Source organism: Paraglaciecola sp. 25GB23A, from assembly GCF_040012495.1.
Lineage (GTDB): Bacteria > Pseudomonadota > Gammaproteobacteria > Enterobacterales > Alteromonadaceae > Paraglaciecola.
The window spans coordinates 1-25,067 of sequence record NZ_JBDYKM010000036.1 but is presented as its reverse complement, the minus strand read 5'-3'; the positions used below and the strand labels follow the sequence as shown (position 1 = coordinate 25,067).

General features: G+C 41.4%; 18 protein-coding genes and 2 pseudogenes. 9 read left to right on the top strand and 11 right to left on the bottom strand.

Annotated features, from left to right (window positions below):
* Positions 1 to 110: 110 nt before the first annotated feature.
* The 4 genes from ABKW31_RS21775 (at position 111) to ABKW31_RS21760 (ending at position 2,270) form a co-directional block, all read left to right on the top strand.
* Positions 111 to 311: a hypothetical protein gene (locus tag ABKW31_RS21775; RefSeq protein WP_348618788.1), complete on the top strand. Its 201-nt coding sequence runs from the start codon at positions 111 to 113 to the stop codon at positions 309 to 311.
* A gap of 601 nt (positions 312 to 912) precedes the next feature.
* Positions 913 to 1,296, top strand: coding sequence for a hypothetical protein (locus ABKW31_RS21770; protein ID WP_348618786.1), 384 nt, complete (start codon positions 913 to 915; stop codon positions 1,294 to 1,296).
* 87 nt (positions 1,297 to 1,383) lie between these two features.
* Positions 1,384 to 1,776 carry a hypothetical protein gene (locus ABKW31_RS21765; RefSeq protein ID WP_348618785.1) on the top strand — a complete coding sequence of 131 codons (393 nt, stop codon included), beginning with the start codon at positions 1,384 to 1,386 and terminating at the stop codon, positions 1,774 to 1,776.
* Positions 1,777 to 1,829: 53 nt separating this feature from the next.
* Positions 1,830 to 2,270, top strand: coding sequence for a hypothetical protein (locus ABKW31_RS21760; protein WP_348618784.1), 441 nt, complete (start codon positions 1,830 to 1,832; stop codon positions 2,268 to 2,270).
* Between the two features lie 449 nt (positions 2,271 to 2,719).
* On the opposite strand, the gene ABKW31_RS21755 is transcribed toward ABKW31_RS21760, so the two are convergent.
* Entirely contained in the window at positions 2,720 to 3,151 is a 432-nt protein-coding gene (locus ABKW31_RS21755; protein ID WP_348618783.1) for a universal stress protein, read from the bottom strand.
* Positions 3,152 to 3,536: 385 nt separating this feature from the next.
* Positions 3,537 to 3,728 carry a DUF2934 domain-containing protein gene (locus ABKW31_RS21750; protein ID WP_348618782.1) on the bottom strand — a complete coding sequence of 64 codons (192 nt, stop codon included), beginning with the start codon at positions 3,726 to 3,728 and terminating at the stop codon, positions 3,537 to 3,539.
* Positions 3,729 to 4,275: 547 nt separating this feature from the next.
* Here ABKW31_RS21750 and ABKW31_RS21745 point away from each other — a divergent pair.
* Entirely contained in the window at positions 4,276 to 4,782 is a 507-nt protein-coding gene (locus ABKW31_RS21745) for a helix-hairpin-helix domain-containing protein (protein WP_348618781.1), read from the top strand.
* A 182-nt stretch (positions 4,783 to 4,964) separates the two neighbouring features.
* Here the strand turns inward: ABKW31_RS21745 and ABKW31_RS21740 are convergent, their stop codons facing one another.
* The 3 genes from ABKW31_RS21740 to ABKW31_RS21730 all read right to left on the bottom strand — a co-directional run bounded on the left by ABKW31_RS21740 (position 4,965) and on the right by ABKW31_RS21730 (position 10,762).
* Positions 4,965 to 6,929: a phytase gene (locus ABKW31_RS21740; protein WP_348618780.1), complete on the bottom strand. Its 1,965-nt coding sequence runs from the start codon at positions 6,927 to 6,929 to the stop codon at positions 4,965 to 4,967.
* Positions 6,929 to 7,927: a tartrate-resistant acid phosphatase type 5 family protein gene (locus ABKW31_RS21735; protein ID WP_348618779.1), complete on the bottom strand. Its 999-nt coding sequence runs from the start codon at positions 7,925 to 7,927 to the stop codon at positions 6,929 to 6,931. The genes ABKW31_RS21740 and ABKW31_RS21735 overlap by 1 nt, the downstream gene beginning before the upstream one ends.
* Positions 7,928 to 8,053: 126 nt before the next feature.
* A complete protein-coding gene (locus ABKW31_RS21730; RefSeq protein ID WP_348618777.1) occupies positions 8,054 to 10,762 on the bottom strand; it encodes a TonB-dependent receptor in 2,709 nt (902 codons plus the stop codon).
* Between the two features lie 328 nt (positions 10,763 to 11,090).
* On the opposite strand from ABKW31_RS21730, the gene ABKW31_RS21725 reads away from it, so the two are divergent.
* Together ABKW31_RS21725 and ABKW31_RS21720 are read left to right on the top strand one after the other, a co-directional pair.
* On the top strand, positions 11,091 to 11,993 hold the full coding sequence (locus ABKW31_RS21725; protein ID WP_348618775.1) for a diguanylate cyclase: 903 nt from the start codon (positions 11,091 to 11,093) through the stop codon (positions 11,991 to 11,993).
* Positions 11,994 to 11,999: 6 nt separating this feature from the next.
* Positions 12,000 to 13,007 (top strand): AraC family transcriptional regulator ligand-binding domain-containing protein, encoded by a 1,008-nt coding sequence (locus tag ABKW31_RS21720; RefSeq protein WP_348618774.1) that lies wholly within the window; start codon positions 12,000 to 12,002, stop codon positions 13,005 to 13,007.
* A 187-nt stretch (positions 13,008 to 13,194) separates the two neighbouring features.
* Here the strand turns inward: ABKW31_RS21720 and ABKW31_RS21715 are convergent, their stop codons facing one another.
* Entirely contained in the window at positions 13,195 to 13,566 is a 372-nt protein-coding gene (locus ABKW31_RS21715) for a hypothetical protein (protein ID WP_348618773.1), read from the bottom strand.
* 930 nt (positions 13,567 to 14,496) lie between these two features.
* Between ABKW31_RS21715 and ABKW31_RS21710 the strand changes: the two genes are divergently transcribed.
* On the top strand, positions 14,497 to 17,493 hold the full coding sequence (locus tag ABKW31_RS21710; RefSeq protein WP_348618772.1) for an immunoglobulin-like domain-containing protein: 2,997 nt from the start codon (positions 14,497 to 14,499) through the stop codon (positions 17,491 to 17,493).
* A gap of 1,093 nt (positions 17,494 to 18,586) precedes the next feature.
* On the opposite strand, the pseudogene ABKW31_RS21705 reads toward ABKW31_RS21710, so the two are convergent.
* Positions 18,587 to 18,679: pseudogene (locus tag ABKW31_RS21705) on the bottom strand (winged helix-turn-helix transcriptional regulator); the annotation flags it as partial.
* Positions 18,680 to 18,687: 8 nt separating this feature from the next.
* Here ABKW31_RS21705 and ABKW31_RS21700 point away from each other — a divergent pair.
* Positions 18,688 to 19,011, top strand: a complete 324-nt coding sequence (locus tag ABKW31_RS21700; RefSeq protein ID WP_348618771.1) for a hypothetical protein — start codon at positions 18,688 to 18,690, stop codon at positions 19,009 to 19,011.
* 205 nt (positions 19,012 to 19,216) lie between these two features.
* Here the strand turns inward: ABKW31_RS21700 and ABKW31_RS21695 are convergent.
* The 4 genes and pseudogenes from ABKW31_RS21695 to ABKW31_RS21680 all read right to left on the bottom strand — a co-directional run.
* Positions 19,217 to 20,293, bottom strand: a pseudogene (locus tag ABKW31_RS21695) (transposase); the annotation flags it as partial.
* 163 nt (positions 20,294 to 20,456) lie between these two features.
* Positions 20,457 to 21,176, bottom strand: coding sequence for a PEP-CTERM sorting domain-containing protein (locus ABKW31_RS21690; protein WP_348618769.1), 720 nt, complete (start codon positions 21,174 to 21,176; stop codon positions 20,457 to 20,459).
* A 30-nt stretch (positions 21,177 to 21,206) separates the two neighbouring features.
* Positions 21,207 to 23,075 (bottom strand): IgGFc-binding protein, encoded by a 1,869-nt coding sequence (locus ABKW31_RS21685; RefSeq protein ID WP_348618768.1) that lies wholly within the window; start codon positions 23,073 to 23,075, stop codon positions 21,207 to 21,209.
* 825 nt (positions 23,076 to 23,900) lie between these two features.
* On the bottom strand, positions 23,901 to 25,067 hold a 1,167-nt coding region (locus tag ABKW31_RS21680; protein WP_348618767.1), incomplete at its 5' end, for a transposase.

Sequence of the window (25,067 nt, the reverse complement as noted above, 5' to 3'; positions counted from 1 at the left end):
TCTAGCAAGCGTATGAAACCTAACAAACAAATTATGGCAGGGACGCGAAAAAGCCGCGCCCCATATTTAGAGCGTTATGTGCAGCAATCACTTTAAAAGGAATCTTCGCTATGAGTGAAAGCAAACCTCTTTCGAAGGAAGAATTCGTTGAAATGCTCTCTTTGGTTAAGAGGTATTCTGAATCATCAATGGATCAATGGGAGACTTGGAAGATTGACTCAAGCAAGGGAAAACTTTTTATTGATTTGCGGCTTTCTATAAATGGCTACGAATCAGCTTATACGGATTTAAGTGATTTATTAAATGAATAATATGGTTCTTAATCATCAGGCTACACATAACAAACGCCTCATGTTCGCCGCAAAAGCGCGGCTGGGACATTTACTCGCTGCAACTTCGTTGCAAAACACTCATAATCGCCCCATAGGCGAGCGTTAGGTGAACTAGGTTGAGTCTTGATGTCCATGCCATTATTTAATTTTTACTGGATAGCATCCACCACCGCTAGAATGTTATTTTTGCTTCTACTACCAGTAATTATTTGGTTCCAAAGCATCTTTATTCCATACGTTATAGTGGCTACCTCAATTGGGTGGTCAGCAATATTTATAGCTCTTTACTTCAAATGTCCAAGTTGTCGAAAAAGAGCTTTAGTTCATACGGGTGTAGTAGTTAAAAAAATTGAAACAAAGCGAAACGGATTAAGCACCTGGATGATCCCCGATGAGTTATTCCATCAATATTTTTACTGCTGTAAGTGCGGGCATAAAGTTGAGGCTAAAAGTTGCTAACTAACGTTCACCTAACAAACGCCTCATGCTCGCCACAAAAAGCGCGGCTGGGACAATTACTCGCTGCAACTTCGTTGCAAAACACTCATAATCGCCCCATAGGCGAGCGTTAGGCATCTTTATGAGATTTCTTCTTTTCTTTGGTTTTACATTGCTAATTGGTTGCTCTCAGCAGAAGTTACCTTCAGGTTCTCATGAGCTGAAGTTTGAAGCTTCCATCTGGCAAAACGAAGAGTCTGCGAACTGGAACAAAGATGGTGTAACTATTCGGCAGAAAATGCTTGGAAGCCTTATAGGTGAAAATGTCGCAGGTAAAAATAGAGAGCAATTAATCCAGTTGTTAGGTCAGCCCTCTACCAAAATGGACCCAGATGGTGCAGGCCCAACCTTGTCCTATCCAACGGGACCGCAAAGAGATTCTTATATGGCGATTGACTATGAGTGGTTAATTATTGAATTTGACGCTTCGGATAAATATGAAAGTTTTTATTTGGCTTCAGATTAAAATACCTAACAAACAAATTATGGCAGGGACGCACAAACAACGTGCGCCCCATATTTGAAGCGTTATGACTCATGAGCAAGTAACAGAATGAATCCAATCTTGGAAATGCTACAAAATTCAGATCTCCTATCAAGTGCGGCAGCGGTGTCGGAATTTGAAGAGTTTGATATTGAGATTTCTAAAGACCCTGTATCTTGTGAAGAATTGCTTTATACATACCAACAGCGTGTTGAACATCTTTCGCAATTTACAACAGAGCATGCGGTTCAACTCAAAGCATCAACCGATGAGTTATGTAGTAATCTGCGTAATCATAAAGAGGAACAGTGTTTATTTCATACACTCAAAGGTTCGGTGAAGCACCAATACAACTTGGTTGTGCTTAAAAATTCAAATATATTATTGGGGTGTCTTAAAACTGTAAGTAAGCTCAATGTAACTGAACAAGAGTGGTTGCATTTATGGGGTTCCAAGTCATAAAAATTAATATGCGGTTCTTTGGGTCCGCATCATTTAACTGTTAGGCACCTTGAATGATTGGTATTCAAATTTCTTTCCCTGCCACAAGAATGGACAAAGGCTTTCCCAAGCTTTGGCTTGGAGGCGTTGGTCTTACCTTCATCTTTTGTATGTTAGCGGATGATGTAGAAAAGTGGTCTTTACTAATCATTTTTGCAATGTTTATTGGTGGTCTATATTACTTCAACAAAACAGTATGGGGTATTGCTGATGAGGTTAAAGACTATGGTGAATACTTAAGTGTCTCGAAGTCTGGGGTATTGGTAGATATCCCGTTTACCAATATCTCTCGTATCGGTTTAACATACGCAAACCATAAACATTTAATACCAATCAAACTTTACAAATCTTGCCCGCTCGGAGATTCTATAACCTTTCGGGCACATGAAGGTTATCCAACATTTAGAACGCCCAAAATTTTAAATGAACTAAAAAGTAGAGTTAACTGTGCCTAACAAACCAATCATTCCGACCTCAACTCGCTGCGCTCTTTTCGTCGGCATATCGGGGCGTTAATGTCCGCTTTAGAGCGATAACTCAAGCGAAAATCAACTATGCCCAATGACCGCTTTTCGCTCATTCTTGCCGTTCGACCTGATAAACTATTTGGTCCGCATTGGGCGTGAAGCATTGGTGCATTTAGGTCTGCGTGGCCGAAGCCAAGCTTAAGCTAAAGGGAAAAATTGTGTCAGTTGCAGACTTCACAATTGAGTCAATTCAAGAGGGTGTAGACCAAGAAGTATATACAAGAATAACTACCCCAATTTTATAGCCAAAGGCAGCAGCTGATGGATTTTCACATTAACCCTCTTTGACAACGAGGCTAGTGTCAACGAGCTTACATTTTTCAAATCATATTTTTACCCGTCGGAAACTACAACTGGACAAGATATAATCATCAAATCTATTTTACCACTAACACAGGGCAATCAGCTTTATTGACAATCGCTTCTGCAACATTTTCATGCAAGAAATGAGACAATCCGGTTCTTCCATGGCTGGCAATAACAACCATACCAATGTCACCGCTGTTGGCCTCGGCCAAAATCTCATTAATTGCATCACCGCGTCGGATAACTGTTTCAATCTTTAAATTAGTATTTAGCTGACCTAATAATTCGTGCATTTTACTCGCCGCAGCGTCTTCCATATTTTTAGCTAACTCTTCGGGAGTTATCGAAAGAATCATATAATTCTCATCACCCAAAGGCTGGCCTACAACGTTTAAAATACGAATGCCCACTTGATACAAATTCGCCATTTCAATGGCATATCGTAAAGCATGTGACGCAGTATCAGAAAAATCTGTAGGCCATAAAATATTACGTGTACGCATATTATTTTCCTCCTCAATGTAAAGTGTGTTTTTGCAATGACATTACCCGCCTCACTAGAACGGAATCGGCTCCATATCAAGTATAGTGAGGATTAATTGCGCCTTAACCATTCTACTGTAAGTGTCTTACAATCTTTGGACCACTTGCACTTATCCGGGCAAAAATAGCGGCATCAGTTTGAAAACATCCGGGTGTGTTTTTCTGGCATCTGCAAAATCACCTTATCGAAATTTTCACTAACTCTTGGGTACCTATCAGAGGTGGTTGTAAGTTTAATCTGAGCCATGCTGTTTTCCTTTACAAGCTTAGCCTGTGAATTGACTATATAAAATGTCAGCCTCTCCATCATGAAGGAGCTGAATCAAGTTGTTTTAACAACATGTACTATCGTGATAACTGAGTATCGACTATTTTTTCAGCTTCTAACCAATCATCCATCTCATTACCATTACTAAAACCACGAGCGCTAGCAAGCGCATATGCCTCAGCTTCAATCTTATTGTGACGATTAAGGTCATCACTCTGTTTATTAGATTTGCTAGTTGATTTTGCGTTTTTTGAATTAGCATCACTCATGTTGTTTCTCCTAAAGTAAAGGCCCGATAACATCTAGAATTCGCCAAGTTATATATCCTTGATATAAGAGAAATCAGGCCATCTTTCAATTAAATTTAATGAGCTGTATAAACCTTTATCGTTACTGATTAACAATTTAAAAGAGTAATCTCGGCTCGCATTGCCATATCAAAAACAATCTTCAAGCTCAGTTAGTAACATCGTTTAAGAAGATAAACCGTTAATGTATGACAAACTAAGTATAGACAGCATTAGATTCAAGAACAATTTGCCATCGCTCATTAATTAAACAATTTTTTTAAATTATATTTTTAGTCTAGCTTCTCAGTATTTTTGCCATTCGATCAGATAGGTGTTTGGTCCGCTTTGGGCGTGAAGCCGTTGTGCATTTACGTCAGCTTATACGACAATAGTTTTATCCAAACAGGCGCAGATATTGTTAATAACGTCAGTTGTAGTAAAGTTTATGATTCTGTTACTCGGTGAATGAAAATTTATCTATGAGTTTACTTGTCTGAATGTGTAATTTTTCTATGGAGGATAATTTATGTCTACTAAACGTGTAATTATGGATGTTCGTGGCGTAGGTGAAGCTAGAGCTAAGCAACTCAAAGACCTTGGTATCAACTCGGTTGAAGCACTGGCCGCGGCTTCTGAAGCTACATTGGTTAACATTCGTGGCGTTTCACCGCGAATTGCTGCCGAGTTAACTGCCGCCGCATTAACACTTTTGGATACTCCACTGCCCAATGTTGCATCTCAGACAGTTTCAGACCTAAACGACGATAAAATTGACAATATTGCACTTCTCAAACAATTGCCTTTGACCCAGCCGAAAGTCAAGAAGGATAAGAATGCCGGTACAGATAAGTCAAAGAAAAAAGATCGGAAGAGCGAAAAGAAATCCACGAAAAAGGCCGCAAAAGCTATGGCTGATAAGGCTAGCAAAAAGGCTGAAAAAAGATCCAAGAAAGAACCCAAAACTAACAAGGGTGACGGGAAACTAGCCAAGAAAGGAAATAAAGGAAAGAAAGGGAAAAAAATTAAGAAATAAGAATCTTGTGATTGAGTGTCTACAAAATCGTGGGAAGATCAAACCAGTATTAAATGGGTATGCCGAGCAGAGCTAAACAGGTGAAAGTGATTATGCGTGATTTTTAGCAGGATTTAAACGGGGATTATCTGCTCGATAATGACTTGAAAGTGCCCCTAGGAGCACTTTCAAGTTTGAGCTTATTACTCTTTTATCCAGCCTTGGATTAAGTTGGCGATCACACTGCCACTCACTAATTTAAAGTTTTGTGTGTCGCTGGGCATCACGTTGTGGCCGTCTTGCGCCACCATCAATCCTTGTGGAAATTGCGGGCCCAGAGGCATGGAAACTATTTCAATACCATCTGTTTCTGATACGCCATCAATCATGTTGTCTAAGTCCATGGCGATCTGAAAGCTACCTAAATAGCGATTGTTGTCTTCAAGGGCAAATACCGCATAGCTGTTGTTACCTTGGCTGGAGGCAATTAAATAGCGCTGTTTGTTCATATGATAGATGGCGAGGCCTTCAACATCAGCTACAAAGGGGTCGGATAAAGGCGCAATCAGCACTGGCATGCTTTTAGTCGGCATGGCCGGCACTTGCCAAATACCCACCGCTTCTTCACCAAAGTATAACTGCCCGTTGTTATCGTCTGCCACGCAGCCTTCGGGTTGGCTGGCGACGTTAAATTCACGCACCAGTGTGCCGTCAATCTTGCCATTGTGGTTATTAAGTTGGTATTGCTGAAAACGGCCATTGGTGTCATTCACAAACACATAGTAGTTGTTGTTTGATTGATACATACATAAACCGTAGGTGTCGTCTAAGTCGGTAGGGATGTCATTTAACCAACTTACTTCACCTGTAGCAGAGGCAATGGCAAACAAACTCAGGCTTTTGTTGCTGCGATTACTGGCGGCGGCAATGTCAATGGTTTGGCCGTTAAGTGCAAAACCATAACGTACATCAACATTATTAACGCGGCCCATATCCAATTGTTGCAGCACTTTGCCTTGTAAATCATGCACCATCAAACCGCGCTTTTTGTTGGTGGCCAAAATACGGCTTTGTGCGGGATGCTGGCGGTTAACCCAAATAGCGGGATCATCCGCGGCGTCGCCTGATGTGCCCACTGGCGTGGTTTCGGCTACTGGTTGTACTTGGCTAAATATGTGATGAATCGCCGCGCCTTTGTACAGGGTGATAGCTAATTGAGTATGATAGTAGCCACCGGTTTCATCATCGAATAAACCAATGGTTAAACCTTGCTCGGAGCTAAGAGCGATGGCACTTTCTACCGCTTGAGCTTGGTTGAGGGGATAGAAACCTGCTGATTTAGCCTGCGCCGGATCAATAATCCATACGCCCTGTTGCTCAGGTGTGCTAACCAATAAGCTGCCATTGTCGAGTACATTAACTGAGGTGACTTCACCCTTTAGTTGACCAAAGTCTCCGGTCACTGCAACAAGCTCTCGTTGCAATTCAGCTTCTGGATCCGCCGAATAACGCCACACACCTATATTACTTTCAACGAGGTAAAGGGCATCACGCTGATCATCAACGGCGCAAGATTTAACTTCGGGCACACCCACAAAATCACGCAATACCACATCACTGATACGTTGTTGATTACCGTCTACCACAATGCGTTGGCTTACCTTACCTTGTTCGTCGGCCATAAACAGTGCGGTATGGCCTTGGGGCATGGAGTACCAACATAAGGTTTCGATAGCAGTGCTGGGGGTGATGGTATTGAGTAAACTAAATTGCTGGTTTTGCCAATCTAATCCTAGAATCAGCACTTGGCCGCTTTCTTTGTTGATGGTGGCGATTAAGCCGAGTTTTTTGCCATTAATGCTGACGTTATCGCGCCAATCCAGTACTTCCGTAGAGCCCGCAAAGTGGCTAAGAGTTTGGCCTTGTTCATCAGTGAGCAGAATGCCTTGTTCTTCACTGGTCAGTAGCCAATAGCTTTGTTGTTGATGTTTTATCGGAAACGCCACTTTGCCTTTCATGTCGTTATTCACCGTAAGCGGGGTTATATCAAGGGCATTGTTTGACTTTAAACTGACTGTCATGCTGTTGTCAGCTTGGTCATTATTTACTTGACATCCGGCGAGTAAGCAGGGCACTAAAAGTGCTGTGAGTAGACTTTTTTTCATCATTAGTCCTTATTGATTTTGTATTGGTACAGCACGTTGCCAGTGCTACTAATAAATTGGGTTACTAAGGTATTTTGGTTAACGGATACCGCCGCAAAGCCCGCCGTTGATTGGGCAAATTTGGCAAATTCACTTTGTTTAACGGGGCGAACTTCAGAGCCAGCGCCGGAGACAAAATGAGCTACAGTAGTGCCCTTAGGCTGATTATGTTGTAGGTCGTGTTCGTGACCGGCGTAATAGGCATCCACATAGTATTTTTCAAAGATCGGCTCAAGCACTTGGCGAATACCATCGGTTTCACCATAACGTTTGCCGCTTGAATATAAAGGGTGATGACCAATCACTATTTTCCACTTAGCCTGAGATGTAGAGAGTTTATGTTCTAACCACGCCAGCTGTTTTGGGCCATCTTGTTTTTGGGTTTCGGCGTATTTTGCTTCATTTTTATATTCTGGATTTAAGGGATTGGTATCTAAAAACACCATCAATACTGACTCTTTTCCCTTAAGTTCAAAGGTTTGGGCATAATAAGGAGCAGGCATGTTCCAGCGGCGACTGATATTGCTATAGTCGATTTGCGCTTGCCAGTTACCGCGGTAATCGTGGTTACCTAAGGTTGCATACCATTCTTCAAATAAGTGTGGACCAGTGTAAATAGTTTCATAGGAGCTTTGCCAGTAGGGATCATTGACTGAGGCGATGCCGTTTGAGTAAAAATTGTCGCCTGTGGTGGTAATAAAATCGCCATCCAATTGTTCCATGGCAATGTCCATCCACTTCGCCACAGCGCGCTGCTCATAGTGGCCGTTGCGACCCCAGTCGCCTAAGACTAAAAAGTTTAGGCTTTTGGGAGTCGTGGTTAACTGCTCAATATTGTGTTGTTGATAATAGGCTTGGTCGTAGATTTCTTGGGCTTGCGATAGGTTACAGCTTAGTAATAAAACCAAGCAAAAACTGGCTTTCAAACTAATACGCTTTGAAAATGCGCGGGGTAAAAACATGATGCTCTCCGGTAACGCTTAAACAACTAAACGCGCCAATTAATGGTACGCTATTGTTTGTAAATAAAGCTGGGTTTAGTCACTACCCTATAGGCAGGATAAACCCAGATAAAATGACATGATGAACTATAACTTCCAGTTAAAACCTAGCTCAAAGGTACGGCCATATTCCTCATATTGAGCATTTTTATTTTTGCTATCAAAGTAGTTGTAATAGGCTTCATCATTGATGTTAATGGCATTAAAATACACATGCATATTGTCATTGATAAAGTATTTGGCCATGAAATCTAATTGTTGATGAGCGTCTTCCATACGCATCATATCACCGTCGATTTCATCCAAGTTTTCACTCTTATATGACATGGTTAAGCGCAGGCTCATCAAGTTGCTTTCGTAACCTACAGTAAAGTTACCAATTTTATCTGACTGATTAGGTAGGGTCGTTTTAAAACGCTCACCATCTAATTCAGTAATGGCTTCTGAATCACTAAAGGTGCCGTTAGCTGATAACAATAAGCCATTGTCGAAGGCCTTTACCCAAGCTAATTCAAGACCGCTTACCTTGGCAGATTCGCCATTGATGGCTTGCTTTACTTCTTTAAAACCTTCCCAGCCACTGGTGCCTGCTACGTCGGCAGTGATAATAAAGTTATCAATATTTTTATAAAAATAGCCGGCGGATAACACCCCAATATCACCTGGGTAATATTCTAATGTGGCATCAAAGTTAGCTGATTCATAAGGCTGTAATTCAGGATTACCCGCTTCTGCTTCGCGCTCTGTGACAAACTCACCGTCGTCTTCTTCGGTTTTTGATTCGATAATTTGATAGGCACCCACATCTTCAAATTTAGGGCGAGAAATGGTTTGGGTATAAGCAAAACGTGCGATTAAGCTATCGTTAAATTCGTAGCGTACGTTAATACTTGGCAACAGATAATCGTAATTATGATCTTTTTCCCACGGGGTATTGACCACTTCTTCACTATCGGTTTGTTCATTTTCAATCAGTTCAACACGCATGCCGGCGGTACTGAAATCGGTTTTTTCGTAACGCAGACCCGCTACAATACGTAAGTCGTCAATATCGATTTTACCCATTAAATACAGGGCAAAAATGTCTTCGTCATTGCTGTAAGTGGCACCATTGGATTCAACTTCTGAATCCAGCTCAACCAGCTCTAGTGCACTACGGTTTTGATTAAAATAGTCACGCATTGTGTGTTTATTCAGGCCAGGACCAAAATCACCGAGTCCCCAATCAGGCGCTGAGGTGGCAAATGCAGTAGTATCAACATCATCAAAATCGCCGTCATAAATTGACGTATTGGCGCGATTGAATTTGTCGCGAGTACGATATTTACCGCCAAATTTGATTTCAGTAGCATTACCTTGCCATTCTCCTAAACGAGTAAAATCAATTTTTGCACTGCTTTCAGTATCTTTGGCGTAGTTTTTAGCATACTCAATTTCATCTAAGGCATAGTTGCTCATGTCCATGGCTGCGGTATCTTGGATAATAGTTGGAATTTGCCCTTGCATATCCGAGCTGATGTTCATCTCTTCACCCACAAAGGTGTAATACAAGGAGTGAGGCTCTTTTTCATCAGCTTTTGAATAACCCAGTTGGTATTCTATTAACCAATCGTCAAGTTGATGTTTGGCACCGGCGGTGACAGATAAAATGCTTTGCGCTTCGTAGCGGTCTTTACTCTCGCGTTCAATTTCCGAATCATCACCGTCAAAGGTAAAGGTATTTCGTAGGCGGTTTTCATCGTCAGAAAATTTACTGTATAAGCTGCGAATATAATATTGATTATTAAAGTCGGGCCGAAAATCCAAGTTCAGTGCTGCGCCTAAACGCTCACGATTAATGGTGTAGTAACGTTGTTCGATTTCATCGTCGCCATTCGATTCAATATTGTCAGAACCAAAGTCGCGGCTAAAATAAGACACAGCAGCTGCTACACCAAATACCTCGTTGATAATCGTGGTACCGCTAGCAGAAATTTTCGGACTGGTTTTATCACGCAGTTCATTTTGGCTAGCTTGCACCGTGATGCTAGCGGTATCGCCCTTACGGTCAAAAGCACTCAAACTTTTTACTTCAACCGAGCCGCCAATGGCGTCGCCGTCCATATCAGGCGTCACCGATTTAGACACTTCTAAGCTTTGGATTAATTCAGAAGGGATCACATCCAAGGCCACCGATCGCACTCCCGCTTCTGGCGAGGGTACGTTTAAGCCATTAATGGTCACGTTGTTTAAGTTGGGATCGATACCACGAATACCAACAAAACGTCCTTCGCCTTGGTCTCGTTCAATGGATAAACCGGGCAAACGTTGTAAAGCTTCGGCAGCATTTTGATCAGGAAACTGACCAATTGCATCAGAAGAAACAATCGATTTAATACTGTCAGAAGCGCGCTGTTGGTTAATGGCACTGGCTTGGCCAGCGCGTTGTCCGTACACCACTATTTTGTCGTCGGCCGTGGCTAAGATAAAGGCTTGCTCAAGGGTTTGACCGGCTTCAATAGTGATAGGTACTTCTTCAGTGGGTAGGCCTAAATAGCTAATCACCAAGGTGTAATTGCCTTGTGGCAGACTACCAAAACGAAATGAACCGTCACGGTTTGATACGGCGCTCAAACCCAATTCTTTTATCTTAAGCTCTGCTCCAGCAAAATAGCTGGTTTGACTTTGGTCGGTCAGTAAACCTTGCAAAGTACCGATGGCTTTTTCTTGGGCCAAGGCAGTTGAACTGATTAACGCAGCTATACAAGCTAGGGCGAGTTTAGATTTTATTTTTGGCTTAGTATTTACGCTTGGCATGATGTGTCTCCGTGCAATTTTTATCTGCTTAAAAAGCCGTTGATGTTTTGTTGGCCGACACGCTAAAGAAGGGCAATGACAGTTTTATTACGCTGCGATTTTAATAACGAGATAATGGCTTTAAATTGCTGAATTTTTGACCTTTTTAAGTATTGCATGAGCTAATTTGACCTCCTAGCAAAGGCCTTTCGATTAAGGCTTTAGTGTTTTCTATCCCATTCTATTGGTTGTTGTTTTCATTTATTTGTCATGTTGCTGAGCCAAAATGACCTCTTTGCTTTTCACCTCTTGTGTCAGGATGGTGGTTTAGTTGTTTGAGAGCCAATACATGAACTTTTCTTTATTAGCACGTCATCAGACTTTAGTGTCGGTGGTGGCGGCGTGTTTGTCGTTGTCGATAAGCCTAATTTTTGGCTTAGGCGAGCTAAAAACGTGGTCCGAAATCCAATGGTTAGATATCGTGGGTGAAGGCAGCGTTGCCGTGTTTTCGCTGTTGTGGATTGTGGCGTTATTGATTAGCCGCCCGCCTAGCCGTGTGACCACAGGCTTAGTGATTGGTTTAAGCTGCTTTTTGTTTTCTGCCTTATTGGATTTGTTTGACGAGTTTGTGCACTACCAAGCTGCCGCTGCAGGCTTGAGTGTAATTGAATCCATACCCGCCGCTTTTGGTATGGTGATCATGAGTTATGCCTTGTATCAGTGGCATTTGGAACAGCTTGCCTTAAATCGCCAGTTGCAACGCCGCGAGTTAGGTGTGCGCGCCCATGAGCAAATCGACTTTATTACTCAACTGTATCGTGCTGACTATATGCGCGGTCAAATTGATATGCAGTTAAGAACCAAAGATGGTAGTCATTTTTCTATCGTGATGTTAGACATCGATAATTTTGATGCCTTTAACCGGTGTTATGGTACCACCGAAGGTGACCGTTTATTACGTGAAATGTCAGAACTGATTTTGATGAATTTACGCAATACTGACTTGGCTTGTCGCTATGCTGGTGATCGTTTTGTTTTATTATTGCCGGATACTGATTTGACCGTGGCAGAAGAATTAGCCCAGCAAGTTAGAAGTGCTGTTAGCCATCTGGCTTTTAAACCACAGTCCTCTACTCAGGCGGTTTATCATACTTTATCCCATGCGGCCGAAATGGCGCAGCCAACGGATGGGGTAGATGCGCTCATTGGCCGTGTTAATCAACGCCTTAGTCTGAATAAGCATGGGGCGTAAAAGTCGATGTTTCACCGTCAACTGTTAAGTCTTGAAGATAAGTTTTTACCGGCTCATCAGCTGGCGGCCAGTTTGATTGACTTGGCGATGTCGCGCGGCGTAGACAAAAACCGCTTGCTGCGAGGCACACGGATTTTTTATCAAGATATTAAAGCCGGTTCTACGCAATTAAGCGCTGCGCAAATATTACGTTTAATGGCGAATGCGAAGTCACTGGTATCCGGCTTTGATTGTTCATTTCAATTAGGCAGACGGGTTTTTCCGGGCAATTATGGTGCTATATCAAATGCCTTGTTGCATAGCCGCAATTTACAGGATGCACTGCGTGTGCTGAGGGTTTATGCCCAGCATATTTGCCCTTTTATGCACATTTACGCTTATCAAGATGAGCAGCAATATCATCTAGTCATCTTTGATGCGTTGGGCTGTGGTGAACAATGGCAGTTTGTGCTTGAAACCTATTTTAGTGCGCTGGTGGCAGCGACCAAATTGCTATTGGGTCACCGTGTGCCTTTTCATTTTGACTTTCCCTTTGCTCGTCCACGCTATATTCAAGAATATGAAACCAATTTGGGCTTTAGGCTCAATTTCTCTCAGGCACAATTGCGCATTCGTTTTGATCTTGAATGGTTGAAAGCGCCATTTGCGCAGCAAAGTCAGAGCTTGAAATGGCATGCCTTACAACATATCAGGCAGCATCAACCACCTTCTCAAGGTTTTATTCAAGCAGTACGTGACAGTTTGTGGCACAAACGCCATCAAACTTTACAAGAAACCGCATTATTATTTGCCATGAGTCCGGCAACCTTTAAGCGCAAATTAAACCAACACGGGGTGCGCTTTCAGCAGATACAGGACGAGTTGGGTAAACAACAAGCTTTGTATTTATTGCAAGTACAGAAACTTAATAATGAAGACAGTGCCAGTATGATGGCCTTTTCTGATATTCCTAATTTTCGCCGCGCCGTTAAGCGATGGACCGGATTAACCCCTAATCAACTGCGTTTAGGCTAAGTTCTTTTCTATTCATTTGCATCTGCCTATCCTTTACTCTCAATAGGGTATTTTATGATAATCAGTTACACAAAATTTGTTACAGCCTCGGTTGACCTTGTATAAAATTCGCTCATGAAATCCTTTTTGCCTTATAACGTGTCGAATATGCGGCTCGCGTTCTTGCGCGTCGGCCATTATTTGTTTGTTATGTTTTAATTTGGAACTCTAAACCATCGTTGTCAAGCCGTTTTAGATTTACAGCAAATATATGACTCTTGTTATGCACTAGCTCAAGGTTTACGTATGAAATTCTATCAGTGTAAGCATTTAAAAAATGTTCCGCATTCTTACGGATATGACTGTCTCGGATTATCACTTTAGTTATTGTTTGGGAGTTCTTAAGGAAAATGTTATTGGCGTCATATGATTGATCACCGCTAACTGGCGCTAACTTTATGCGGAATACAGCATGATCACCCATAAGCTCAATTTCAGTTTGTTTCGCGCCAATAGAATCCTCGCCAAATTTGTACCAGATCTCGATTGATGTTTGTCCTTTTCTTAGGCTTCGAATCACCTAACTTCTCCTTAAAACATAAAGTGTATTAGTCGGAAATCGTGTTAAGTCCGGTCTGTTGCCGTTTAATCCGCACAAATTCAGACGTGATTTTCTTCATCTTTTCATAAACTTAGGTTCAAAGAAAGTGGGAATATTTTTTCAAGTTTTTGTGGAATCCGCGAATCGTGATAAATACAGCCCCCTTAATTTCACTAAGATTCTTAATTACTACTTAAATTCAGAATCTTAGGTGTAGAAAATCTCTTCTAATTGTAAAAATTTACCGCCAAGTTTAGTCCAGTGCCGTGCCCTTGAGCGGAAGGAAGGTCAATGGCGGCTGATCGCTCATAGCCGAATTTCGCGTATGTGCCAAAAGCCGACATAAGGTTCTAGTCTAGAAAAGGCTTAAATCGACCTATAGCTGACGTTAGAGAATTCGAACTATCAGACTATATTGAGCGAAAAATCATCATACGATTAATCAAATGTGACTGACGGCAATGCGATCAGGGGACTGTGGGGCGATTAGCTTTTCAATCGGTTAAATACCACTTACCCACTAAAAGCGGATATTTATCGCCGCGCTCACCAGCGAAAATCTAGCACTGCCTCAGATAAGTCTGTTTGAATAAAAGCAGTTCATCATCATCATAAACAAACCTGGTTTGCACAACAGCGGGAGGCGCTTGTTCTAAATTCTGAATTATGTAAAAACAGTTGATTAATAGACGAAAAGTAGCCGACTTTCACTCCCTTAAGAATATGAAATAGATGTCAATATGGAAAATATAAGGCATCATGTATTTTGATTTTAGGAAAAATGACGTTTTATTTTACCTATACTCACCTGTATTTTAATTTATGGGAAATGCTGGTTTTTCTAACTATACTCCATTTCTACGTTGAACCCTTTCTACAAGGTGACGACTCTATTCTATGGAAGATGTCATGATGAAACTTCAACTGTCCAATCTATCCTTACTCGTTTTTATTCTGATTCTTTCTGCCTGTGGTGGTGGAAGTGCTGGTGGAGGCTCCGCTTCAACGCCATCTGCTGCTGATACAAAAGCGCCTGTTATCACGATAACTGGCTCAAATCCAATAGCTATTGGCTATGGAAAAAACTATTCTGATCAAGGTGCGACAGCAACAGATAATATTGATAGTAGTGTTACCGTTCAAAGCCAATCCAATGTAAATACTGCAATAATAAGTTCTTATAACGTGACATACACAGCTACTGACAAAGCAGGTAATACAGCTACTGCAGATAGAATTGTTAATGTAATTGACGATGTGGCACCGGAATTAAGTATTGTTTCAACGCTCATCTTTGAGATGCAAATTGGGGATGTTTATATAGAGTATGGGGCGACTGCTGTTGACGAAATTGATGGTGAACTCTCTGTAAGTATCACAGGCGAGGTCAACAGTTCAATTGTCGGTGATTATACTATTAGTTACTCCGCAACTGATAGTATGGGCAATGTCGGTACGGTGCAAAGAACCGTGAAAGTTACACCAACTCAACGTCGTGTTGATATTAGCTTTTTTGGTGAAGGTACTATTAATGCTGCAAATAATGTTGATATTACCTGTGACACAGCACGTTCATGTTATGTCATCGTTAACGATGGTACAAATTTAACATTTAGTGCGACTGCAACCAATGGATGGAATTTTGATTCGTGGTCAGGTTGTACTTCAGTTTCTGCACAATCATGTACGGTAACAGCAAATAGTGATTTTCTTATTGATGCAACATTTCTCTCAAGTATGCCTTTAGAGATTGATCCTAATGTTATTGTGCTTACAGATGATCAAATTAAAAGCATTGTTGATTTCAGTTATGGAAGTGGTGCTTTAACCTTAGAAGCAGGTTCCGATATTACTGGTTTCGAACCGAGTAAAATCATTATTTCAAAAGGGATTTTTATCACTCCTGATAATTTAAATAATGTGGAAATTTATTTTGCTAGAAGAATAAAACAAATTACCGCGTTAAGTGGCTCAGCAATAATTATTGACACCAATGAAGTTGCGCTTGACGATATTATAGATAGCGGAACACTTAATATTACTGAACCGCTAGCCGTTCAAAAATTAATTCCTTCATCATTATCCAAAGGAATATCTATAAATAAAGTCAGACTTCAAGCTATTAATAAAGCAAAAGCTGACAGTGCTAATAAAAATGCGACTAATAGTGTTGAAGTCATTCCTTTGGCTCTTGATATCCATGTTGGTAACTCAGTTAACGTAATTGGTACATTGGACATTTCTGTTGATCCTGATATTAACCTAGATTTTTCTACGTTGGACGGATTAAAAGAATTTAAATCAAGTGTTCGAATAAATAATAGCGCCAGTTTAACGATAAAACTTGGCAAAGAAATTGAAATTACAGGCTTAGAAAGAAAGATTGGTGCACCTTTGATTTTTGTTCCCATCTTTGCTGGACCTGCAATATTTATTCCTCAGGTTCAGCTTTATTTAGTAGGAAAAGTTGATGTTGATCTAGCTTATGAGCCAACATTCACCATTGAAGCACGGGTGGTAGGCGGAGCTCATTATTTGAAAACAGCGGGTTGGAAGGCCATTAAAAGTATTAATTTAAATGCCTCGGCAAATTTAGGGTTAGAGTCAATAACAGCCAAAATTAAAGCTGAAGCAGGGCCCAAAGTTGGTTTTGGGCTTTTATTGTATGGGGTTGTTGGTCCCGAAGTTTCTGCTAGTGCTGTTGGTGGTTTTGAAGCTTTTCCTGTATTACCCGCTACACAAACATGTGCATGGGATTTTAATACTTATATCTCTGCAGTTGGAAAGTTTTCAGGTAGGTTTTCACTGTTTAGTAAGTCCCTTAAATATGAAGCTAAACTATTTGAGACTAAAAGAATTTTTGATAATGCCAGTAGAGATTGCCCGACTGACGAAGCACCATTAACACCATTGGAACTAACCATTGTTGATATTAGTTCAGATGGGTTGGTGTTGAGCTGGACTTATCCTGAGGATAAGTCCAATGGGGTTTCATTTGTTGTTTACCGAGATTTTAAACAAGTATCAAAAGAATTATTTTCAACTTCATTTCTAACTAGTTCATTACTTCCTGAAACCGAATATTGTTACTATGTAGTGGCAATTAACAAAGAAAATGACCTATCAGAGCAGACAAATGCTGTCTGTGTCACTACGCTGGCAAAAGATCAAGAGGCACCTGACCAACCAACAGATCTGGTGGCAAGTAGCTTAAATTCCAAAACCATCTTATTGAATTGGCAAGCAACTAATGAAGTCGCTGCATACGTTGTTTATGATGCGAGTGATGCGTCGAAAGATGCTTATGCTATACAACAGGTTGAAAATAATGAAACCGAAATACTTGGATTATCTGCCGATTCAGAATTTTGCTTTCGAGTTTCAGCAATTGATGACGCTGGAAATGAATCAGCGTTATCAAATATATCATGTGTAACCACACCGGCTGTTTGTTTGCCTGACTCTGAAATAGAGGTGGCAGGTACTCTCTGGGTAACAAGTTGTTATGAAGGTGGCGGCATCCGATCAGAATACCCTTATGTAAATGGCGTATTAAACGGCACTCTAAGAAATTATTATGATAATGGAGTGTTATGGAGTTCAACATCTTACGTTGATGGTCTGCAACATGGTACTTTTGCATCTTACCGTGTAGATGGAACATTACAATCATTTTATCACACGGCTGATGGTATGTTGCATGGGGAGCAAATAAGTTATTGTTTTGAAAGTCAGATAATATGCTCAATTGTCAACTGGGCTTATAATGAACGACATGGGAGCTGGAAACTTTTTCGGGGCTACACGGGCATGATAGAGAGAGATAGCGTATATGATAATGGTGTTCTTGTTTATGACGTTTGGTACAACGAGGATGGGTCAGTTCTTTATGACCGACAATTTTGAGTGACTTATTCAAGTAAAGTGTTTCCATTTCGACTCTAGTGATTGGGACCGATGTTTTTTTATACGTTGATTATTAAAATTAAAATAAGAAAGAGTTCCGCCCTGATTCAAAAGACGTGCCTATGATCATTATAGAAAGTAAACAACAAAAATGCCGAGTAAGCACAAGACTTATATTTACTGTGAAGTTGAAAGCAATGATGCTTATTTGTAGATGTGATGCATCATAAACAGATTGAAAAACTGTATGCTAAGCCCTTAGTTTAGTACCACTGAGTTCTGTGAGTTTGTCACCAAGGCTAACGAATGGCATGACATAGTGTCAAAGTAATGATTGTATTTTTTTGAGCACACAAAGAATAAAAAAGGGGTCAAGTTGCTTGCTTCACAATACTCTTGATCAATCCCTCAACTCGCGTCCTAAACTGGCTAGCAGTTGCCGTAAGGCACATCTAATATCTAATGACCGCTAAGTCGGATCAGCGGTCCTTAGTAGTTGGTACTTCTAATGTCACCTATTCGCTCAAAGCCGTCCGTCGTATCAGTCAGTATTTTCGCCGTTCGATTCCATAATATGTTTGGTCCGCTATGGGCGTTCAGGCGACATTAATGGCTACTTTTTCGATAATCCGCTCATAATGTATATTGACCAAAGCCTGCCTATTCAATATTGGGAGATAGACGCTTTAAAAATGTTTGAAGTTCGTAAAAGCTAAACTTTTCGATGTTACCTTTTGCTAGGTTTCTGGCCTGTGCAGGAGTTACGCCCAATACTTGCGTATTTCGGGTTCATCCGACCACCCATTTCGGTATGAGCCGACCGAGTATTTCGGTATCAATCGACCATCTTTTTCTTTCTTTTTTCAGGTGCTCCGACATAACAAGTTTTTTCCTGATGGCCGGAGCTTGTATGACACGTAAAAAGAAATCGACGAGGACTGATATGCGAACTCTGTGGTTCAAACTATTTTTGCTTTTAACTACTTGCGCTAAAAAAGAGCGATTCCGGCTAAAAGACTGCCGGAATAATGGGGATTGGCACAGAGGTACCATTTAACAAAGTCGCTTGGTGTAAACAGGCTCAGCAATGTCTTTTGAGATAACGTCGCACGGTATTGCGAGACAACCCAGTGCGTTTAGTAATTTCTCGTTGCGATAAACCATCACGAAAATACCATCGACGCATAACAGCCAGTGTTTATAAAGAATGCTGAAACTGAGGGCGTTTCCACGATTGATTTTCTGGGCAATGCCACAATAGCGAAGTATCCCGAATTGGCTGATTGGGAATTGTCCATGCAAAAGGCCCAGGAAATTCCATTGTCAGAAGAAGATTTGGAAGAAAGAACCTATAAACCAGGCAAACTATTTGGACTGAATTCGGCCTATCCCGTAGTGGTGAGTTACAAGAATTTCGTTGGAGTTGGCTATCATTTGAATTTATCGGATCCGTTAAATTTCAGGCAGTTAGACATGACCATGTCATATACACCAAAAGAATGGTTGGAGTATAGGTAAAATAAAACGTCATTTTTCATAAAATGACAATACATGTTGCCTCATATTTTCTGTATTTACCTCTCTTTTATATCCTTGAGGGAGTGAAACTCGGTTATTTTTCGTCTATTAATCAACTGTTTTCACATAATTCAGAGTTTAGAACAAGTGCTTTCCGCTGTTGTGCAAACCAGCTCTGAATATTGCTTATGATGATGAACGGCTTTTATTCCAACAGACTTATCTGAGGTGGTGCTCGACTTTGTGGGGGCAATAATTCAACGACTTCGTCATTTTTTGTATTCAGATGACTGAGTATCTTTTGGATCACCAATGGGTCTTCGATGCTCGCTATAACCTTAACCGCACCACCGCATTGCTTACACGTTTCAATGTCGATGTTAAAAACCCGTTTAAGTCTTTGCGCCCAGGTCATCGATTGGTGTTTTTGTGCCCTCGTTTTTTCCTGCCCTGTCGGCAATGCTTTTTTTGCCTTATTTCGTAAGGCTGGTGTTATTGTCACGCGGTGCCGACTGTTTGGTGCAAATACCCCATGAAACCTAGTGAGGTTTACGCGGGGTTTGGGTACCAAGGCCGCTAAACGGGCAATAAAATCCAGCGGCTCAAAGATCACATGAGTGGTGCCGTCATGGTAAGGTGTTTTGAGTTGGTAACGAACCTTACCGTAAGTCGTCATTGCCAACCTTTTTTCTGATACCCCAGAGCGGGTAATGTAACGGCACAACCTTTCGAGTTTACCCCTATCCTGTGCGTTGCTCATGACACCTGCATGGAGACTGAAGCCTGCCACATTTGCGGCACAGCCTGCCGCAAACCCTTGCTCTGCCATAGGTGCAATGGTTTGCAAGGTAAAGACCTTTCGTCCTTGCTGTTTGCCTGTAGCGATGCGATAAGTAATGGAATACCCGTGAATTTGCAACATCGGATCGTCTTCCAGCCCATCCAAAGCCAGGTAGTCATTGTCATCATCCCTCACTAATAGGCCCTCGCGCTCAAGAAAACCAGCCACACGCTGGCTAAGGCGGTGAGTAAGACTATTCAGTTCACTTTTTGTCGGGGCTTTTATCAGGTGAAAACGCGTTTTGCCATAGTTATCTTCGGCATATACACCATCGAGGTAGAGCATATGAAAATGGATATTTAAATTCAGCGCTGAGCCAAATCGTTGGATGAGTGTTACCGCACCCGTTTGTGCCGTCTGTTTGTTGTAGCCTGCTTTTTTAGTGATATGGGTGGCAAGTGTGCGATACACAATGCCCAGTACTTTTCCCATGATCTGAGGATAGTGACAAGTTGATTAAACGTCTTGTGGCAAATGCGGGCTTAACCTTTACTCAAGAATAATAAAGCTCATTCCTGTAACGAAATAACCAGAAAATATCGTTCACATCAGTGAACGATATTAATATTGAATTTTCAGAATCAAATTTATAATGATTAGTTAATCAAAATAGGCGTTTTCTTCGCACACCAATCATCACTAACCCTACTGCTAACATCCATAAAGAAGCAGGCTCAGGAACCGACTCAACTTGAGAAAATCGTTGTTCAAAGCTCAGTAAATTAGCTGATTCACCAACATCCCATGCCTCCATCAAAATATTTTTGGTGACATAAATAGAGTTTCTGGGATTAAAAGCTGCGGAGTCAAATGCCTTATCCGTTTCAGTCCCAAAAACGTTACTTAGCTCTACGTCTTTAATTCCAATATAGTCATCTATATTTAAGCTGGCACTTGCATCAGTGAATATTTTTTCTTCTATAAACACACTGACTGATGATGTCGGATTAACTAATTCTGCATCCGTCAGGTACAACGAATTATCCTTAACCAGCAAACCCGGATCCAGAACAGTAACCCGAAATCCAAACATGAAATCAAGATAGGCAAAAATGCCATCACCTTCAACTAATAATTCATCGTTTAGGATATCGAACCTTAATCCCGGACCGGGATTTAAACCACCATCATTCAGTGCTGTTACAACAATATTATCGGTGTTAACCGAAGTGAAATCAGAACTATCCTCAAACAACACCGCCCATTGATCAAACAGTTTATCGCCAGCAGTAATGCTTTGGCCGTTAATTAAATCGCTTAAAAGGGTCGCTTGAATATTAAGCGACATCGTCGATAAAACTAAAAACATCAATAAATTTTTCATTATATTATCCTTATATTTTAGTAAACAAGATTACTGAATTGCACAACCCGGTGCGGTACACTGAGGGATACAGCGTTTAACATCTGCTGGCGAAATAACACCGTTCATATCCGAATCTCTGGGATCGTTAGGCAAAGCGGTTTGTCCACGAGCCAAACTAATAGCCCTTAAATCTAACCTATCAATATCTCCGTCAACATCCACATCACACATCAGGCCAGCATTCGAATCAAATACCACTTCCATAAGACAAGAATTACCCGCGCCATCGATACCCTCAACGCTAGCATTTCCAGCTAATGCACCATCAACTCGCATAATCGATACATTAACTTGACCGTCACCGGGATTAAATGGATCAACGTCTACCGATGTATTATTGCTTGTTAGCACATTGACAAAAAACACACCTGTATCAGCATCTAAGACACCATTGTTATTAGTATCTTCACCCGGGTCGATCACACCATTGTTATTCGAGTCTTCGTCATTTGTATTATCGCTAATTGAACCACTGGCGAGATCGCCCGACGTGCTAACCGAACAGATGGGTAAGAAGGGGTCACCTGTTTGGTTAATAAAGCCAAACAGGGCCCCACCTGGGTAGATATATGAATCAGCAGAATCAAAACCTTGTACGGTGATACCATGGGGATTAGCTGACACTGTGGTGTGTGTCCCGTCAGCTATTGGCAGCACTGCAGACGAAAAGTTAATGCTAGGAATTGCAGTAAATGAGGCAGCTGGCACTGCCACACCGTCAAGCAGCAGCGTACCCACATCAGCATTGTTAGCAATAATCGTCACATAATCTTCAACAAACTGGGTATCGCCCACGGTTGAAAATGTATAGTTGGCCAAATACTGTTCAGTCGGGATCATGTTACCCATTGCTGGATCACCTAATGTGGCGCCAGCAGAATTAATTCCAGTCATATATTGAGTGACAAAAATGGGACGATCCGCAGAAAAAAACTGATTGCCTGTCAAGGAGCTGGTTTCAATAAATTCGCTACGATTAATGGTGCCTTGCACCACGCCATTTATTGACACTTCAGTGTTATCTTCAGACGCAACAATCCGGTAAATCGTACCATTAGTACGGTTAGGCAAATTAGCGGCGGCTGCCGTTAACCCCCAACTTTGTACCGGCTGTGCCACCTCATAAATATGATCGCAGGCCGCGGTGCCAACTGGCACATTTACGCAACGATTACCGTTTATCATGCCTATCGGCCGAGAGGCGCTGATTGCAGTGCCAGTCAAATTACCACCAACCCCCGAACTGGCTGAACTACCATAAAAAACCTCACCACGATTTAGACTTACGTCAAAGGGAGTACCCGCTGCGTGGCCCACTAATGCATTGGTGGGTGTGATTGTAACAGTGGTCGCATCTTGGGATGCATAAACAGCGAATTGTGAGTTAAAAAGTGGTGTATAACCAGAAACAATATATTCAGTATTCATGGTATCAACTGGAAGTGCTAAGGCCGCGTCAGTGGAAGAGTCCCTTCGGTTCACGGTATAAACCACGAATTCGTCATTAGCAATAACATGTACAGCGTTATCTTGGATTGAATTGGCAAAACCACTAGTGGCTGCGGATATCGGCAATGTCACCACAGTAATAATACCTGGGGTTACCACAACAGTGTCAGTAAATGTAGGCGCGTTCATGGGGTAGTTGATGTCAACTGACGTAACCACATCACTGGTTAGATGCATCTCAATCGTCACCGCGGTATCAAAGTTAGGATTGTAGGCAATAATAAACTCAGTGCCTTTATTATCCACTGCTGCCAGACTGGCAGAAGATATGGTTAGAACAAAAACACTTAATAAAGCAATACAGCCTGTTCGTTTAAATAGTTTAATTGTACTTAATATATTACTCATCTCAAAGATCCTTATCTTAAATGTGCTTATAAAATACCCAAGGTTTGCACTTGATAACGTCTTAGTCATAAAGCATCTGAACCTTCGAAAACACAACCGGATCTGAAATGAAAAATATCAATTACTTTCCTAATAAACTAGAATGCAATTTTTATTCCAGAAATTCATTGTGCATAAAAAACAACCGCTTAAATAAATTGAAATTTTTAGCACTTTAAATTTCCCTGAATAATGTAAAAAAAACCGACAATATTTTTATCTAAAACAGTCAATTTAACAGGGCCTCACGATGAGTTCACAAAAGTATTTAATAGGCTCTAATCATCTCAGTCTATGCAATACCAGACTCAATCAGCCACAAATCTTGACGGCTTTCAACGTTGACTAAGGACCAATATGTGCTATTTATTTTGAAGGTAGTGAGCTAGGTTTTGAGATAAGAAATGTCGAATGGGGCAAATATTCTTTACATATTAGAGTGATCATTCATCGTCATCATCTATTGGGTCTGTAGTGGCATAGTTAATTTAGCCACCTAATAAGAAGTGTTAAAGATAAATGCTGCTAGTTGTGTTTCTATCAGGCGTCTTTAACAAACGTGAGGGGGGGAGTATAGGTAAAATAAAACGTCATTTTTCATAAAATGACAATACATGTTGCCTCATATTTTCTGTATTTACCTCTCTTTTATATCCTTGAGGGAGTGAAACTCGGTTATTTTTCGTCTATTAATCAACTGTTTTCACATAATTCAGAGTTTAGAACAAGTGCTTTCCGCTGTTGTGCAAACCAGCTCTGAATATTGCTTATGATGATGAACGGCTTTTATTCCAACAGACTTATCTGAGGTGGTGCTCGACTTTGTGGGGGCAATAATTCAACGACTTCGTCATTTTTTGTATTCAGATGACTGAGTATCTTTTGGATCACCAATGGGTCTTCGATGCTCGCTATAACCTTAACCGCACCACCGCATTGCTTACACGTTTCAATGTCGATGTTAAAAACCCGTTTAAGTCTTTGCGCCCAGGTCATCGATTGGTGTTTTTGTGCCCTCGTTTTTTCCTGCCCTGTCGGCAATGCTTTTTTTGCCTTATTTCGTAAGGCTGGTGTTATTGTCACGCGGTGCCGACTGTTTGGTGCAAATACCCCATGAAACCTAGTGAGGTTTACGCGGGGTTTGGGTACCAAGGCCGCTAAACGGGCAATAAAATCCAGCGGCTCAAAGATCACATGAGTGGTGCCGTCATGGTAAGGTGTTTTGAGTTGGTAACGAACCTTACCGTAAGTCGTCATTGCCAACCTTTTTTCTGATACCCCAGAGCGGGTAATGTAACGGCACAACCTTTCGAGTTTACCCCTATCCTGTGCGTTGCTCATGACACCTGCATGGAGACTGAAGCCTGCCACATTTGCGGCACAGCCTGCCGCAAACCCTTGCTCTGCCATAGGTGCAATGGTTTGCAAGGTAAAGACCTTTCGTCCTTGCTGTTTGCCTGTAGCGATGCGATAAGTAATGGAATACCCGTGAATTTGCAACATCGGATCGTCTTCCAGCCCATCCAAAGCCAGGTAGTCATTGTCATCATCCCTCACTAATAGGCCCTCGCGCTCAAGAAAACCAGCCACACGCTGGCTAAGGCGGTGAGTAAGACTATTCAGTTCACTTTTTGTCGGGGCTTTTATCAGGTGAAAACGCGTTTTGCCATAGTTATCTTCGGCATATACACCATCGAGGTAGAGCATATGAAAATGGATATTTAAATTCAGCGCTGAGCCAAATCGTTGGATGAGTGTTACCGCACCCGTTTGTGCCGTCTGTTTGTTGTAGCCTGCTTTTTTAGTGATATGGGTGGCAAGTGTGCGATACACAATGCCCAGTACTTTTCCCATGATCTGAGGATAGCTGGCAAATAAAAATCTAAGTTGAAAAGGGAAGCTCAATACCCATTGCCTAATGGGCTCATGGGGCAACACATCATCAACCAGCAA